Source organism: Planomonospora algeriensis, assembly GCF_977012225.1.
This window is the reverse complement of record NZ_CDRNDK010000571.1, coordinates 1-3514: the sequence shown is the minus strand read 5'-3', so window position 1 is coordinate 3514 and position 3514 is coordinate 1. Positions and strand designations below refer to the sequence as shown.

General features: G+C 73.6%; 2 protein-coding genes. Both read right to left on the bottom strand.

From position 1 onward, the window contains the following. Window positions 1-2229 (bottom strand): type I polyketide synthase (locus tag ACWJ6R_RS32580; protein WP_449065901.1); only part of this gene is annotated, 2229 nt, incomplete at its 3' end. A gap of 35 nt (window positions 2230-2264) precedes the next feature. Continuing rightward, window positions 2265-3514, bottom strand: a 1250-nt coding sequence (locus ACWJ6R_RS32575) for an SDR family NAD(P)-dependent oxidoreductase (protein WP_449065900.1), incomplete at its 5' end; no start/stop codon positions are given.

Here is a 3514-nt window from a genome sequence, read left to right as displayed (position 1 = left end):
CTCCCACCCCGCCAGCAACCCCGCCAGCACCTCCCCATCACCCGACACCACCGTCGACGCCGGCCCGTTCACCGCCGCCACCGACACCCGACCCCCGCAACCCGCCAACTCCTCCTCCACCACCGCCACCGGCAACGGAACCGACACCATCCCGCCCCGCCCCGCCAACGCCACGATCGCCCGGCTCCGCAACGCCACCACCCGCGCCCCGTCCACCAGCGACAACGCCCCCGCCACCACCGCAGCCGCGATCTCCCCCTGCGAATGACCCACCACCGCCGACGGCACCACCCCCACCGACACCCACACCTGCGCCAGCGACACCATCACCGCCCACAACACCGGCTGCACCACATCCACCCGGTCCAGCCCCGGCTGACCCGCCTCACCCCGCAACACCCCGGTCAACGACCAGTCCACGAACCCCGACAACGCCGCCTCGCACTCGGCCATCCGCTCGGCGAACACCACCGAGGACTCCAGCAGCTCCACCCCCATCCCCAGCCACTGCGACCCCTGACCCGGGAACACGAACACCGTCTTGCCCGAGATCCCCGCCGTCCCTTCGACGGCGCCGGACACCGCACCGGAGGCGAGCCGTTCCAGGGCCGCCGTCAGTTCGGCGCGATCCCCCACCACCACCGCCCGGTGATCGAACGCCGACCGTGACACCGCCAGCGAATGCGCCACGTCGGCCGCGCGCAGCTCAGCGCGCTCCGCCGTCCACGAGGCCAGCCGCCGGGCCTGCCCCCGGAGCGCCTCGGCCGTCTTCGCCGACAGCACCCACGGCACCACGGGCAGCTCGGGCAGCTCGGCGGGCGTCCCGGCCTCGGCCGCCTCCTCGGCGGGGGCCTCCTCCAGCACCACGTGCGCGTTCGTGCCGCTCATGCCGAACGAGGACACTCCCGCCCGGCGCGGTTCCGCGCCCGCCGGCCAGGGGCGGGCCTCGGTCAGCAGCTCCACGTCGCCCGCCGTCCAGTCGATCTGGTCGGAGGGCTCCTCGGCGTGCAGGGTGGCGGGCATGACGCCGTTGCGCATCGCCATCACCATCTTGATGACCCCGGCGGCACCGGCGGCGGCCTGCGCGTGGCCGATGTTCGACTTCACCGAGCCCAGCCGGAGCGGGCGGTCCTCGGGCCGGTCCTGGCCGTAGGTGGCCAGGATGGCCTGCGCCTCGATCGGGTCGCCGAGTGCGGTGCCCGTGCCGTGCGCCTCGACCACGTCGACCTGGACGGGCGCGAGCCGGGCGTCGGCCAGCGCCTGACGGATCACCCGCTGCTGGGAGGGGCCGTTCGGCGCGGTCAGCCCGTTGCTCGCGCCGTCCTGGTTGATCGCCGACCCGCGGACGACCGCCAGGACCGGGTGGCCGTTGCGGCGCGCGTCCGACAACCGCTCGACCAGCAGCACACCGGCGCCCTCGGCGAGCGCCATGCCGTCGGCGGCCGCGGAGAACGCCTTGGATCGCCCGTCCTTGGCCAGCGCGCGCACCCGGCTGAAGCCGATGAACGTGCCGGGCGTCGACAGTACGGTCACCGCTCCGGCCAGCGCCATCGAGCAGTCGCCGTTGCGCAGCGCGCGCACCGCGAGATGGAGCGCGACCAGGGATGACGAGCAGGCGGTGTCGATGGTGACGGCCGGGCCCTCCAGCCCCAGGGTGTAGGAGATCCGGCCGGACACCACGCTGGTGGCGACGCCGGTCATCAGGTAGCCCTGCAGCTCCGGCGGTGCCTGCGTCATCATCGTGAGGAACTCGGGGCTGTTGGCGCCCACGAACACGCCGGTCCTGCTGCCGTGCAGCGTGGCCGGGTCGATGCCGGCCCGCTCGATCGCCTCCCACGAGGTCTCCAGCAGCAGGCGCTGCTGCGGGTCCATGGCGACGGCCTCACGCGGGCTGATCCCGAAGAACTGCGGGTCGAACTCGGTGATATCGTGCACGAACCCGCCCTCGGCGACGTACGAGGTGCCGAAGGCGTCGGGGTCGGGGTTGTAGAGCGTCTCCAGGTCCCAGCCGCGCCCTTCCGGGAAGCCCGAGATGGCGTCGGTCCGGTCGGCCACGACCCGCCACAGGTCCTCGGGGCTCTCGATCTCCCCGGGGTAGCGGCAGCCGATGCCGATGATGGCGATCGGCTCGTGCTCCCGCTCCTCGGCCGCGTGCAGGCGCTTCTTGCTGTCGTGAAGCTCGGTCGTCACCCGCTTCAGGTACTCGACGATCTGTGCCTCGGTCGCCATCTGCCGTCCTCTCTCGCGTTACTGCCTACGCCGGCTCAGGAGATGCCGAGCTCGTTGTCGATGAAGTTGAGGATCTCGTCCGCCGTGGCGGCGGCCAGCCGGTCGGCCACGTCCTCTTCGGCGGGTCCGGAGTCCGGCCGCCTCTCCTTCCAGGAGAAGAGCAGCCGCTCGAGTCTGGCCGTGACCTCTTCCGGGGTCGCGCACCCGGCCGCGACGGCGGCCAGTCTGGCCTCGATCCGGTCGAGCTCGGCCAGAACCTGTTCTTCCGCGCTGTGCGCCGGCGGCGCGATCTCTTCCAGCAGGTGCCCGGCCAGCGCGGCGGGATTGGGGTAGTCGAAGATCAGCGAGGCGGGGAGCCGCAGCCCGGTGGCCGCCTTGAGGCGGTTGCGCAGTTCCACCGCGGTCAGCGAGTCGAAGCCGATCTCCTTGAACGCCCGCGCGGGTTCCACGGTCTCGGGCCCGGCGAAACCGAGCACCGCGGCCACGTGGCTCCGTACCAGTTCCAGCAGCGCCGGCGTGCGGTCGGCTTCGGGAAGGGCCGCCAGCCGGTCGGCGAGGGACTCGGCCTCTTGCGAGTCCGCCGCCACGACGCGACGGGCCGTGGTCCGCACCAGGCCGCGCAGCAGCGGGTGTCCGAAGCCGGCCGCAGCGCCCGCCCGCAGCACGGCGAGGTCGAGCCGCATGGGCACGAGCGCCGCCTGCTCGGCGTTCAGGGCGAGGTCGAGCAGGTCGAGGCCCTGGTCCAGGTCGAGCGCGCCCATGCCGGACCTGTTCAACCGGCTGATGTCGGCCTCGTCCAGGTGGCCGGTCATCCCGCTGCCGCTCTGCGGCGACCACAGGCCCCAGGCCAGCGACGTCGCCGCCTGCCCGCGGGCCCGGCGGTGCCGGGCGAGCGCGTCCAGGAAGGCGTTGGCCGCCGCGTAGTTGCCCTGGCCCGGGCTGCCGAACACGCCGGCCGCGCCCGAGTACAGCACGAACCGCGCCAGGTCGAGTCCGGCGGTGAGCTCGTGCAGGTTGACGGCCGCCGTGACCTTCGGCCGCAGCACGGCCGCGACGCGTTCCGGGGTGAGCGAGGAGATCATCCCGTCGTCCAGCACGCCCGCCGTACTGAAGACGCCGGTCAGCGGGTGCTCGGCCGGGATCTGCGCGAGCAGCGCCGCCAGGGCGTCCCGGTCGGCCGCGTCGCACGCGACGATCCGCACGGTCGCCCCCAGCCCGGTCAGCTCCTCCTCCAGCTCGGCGGCGCCCGCGGCCTCGGGGCCGCGGCGGCCGGCCAGCACCAGGT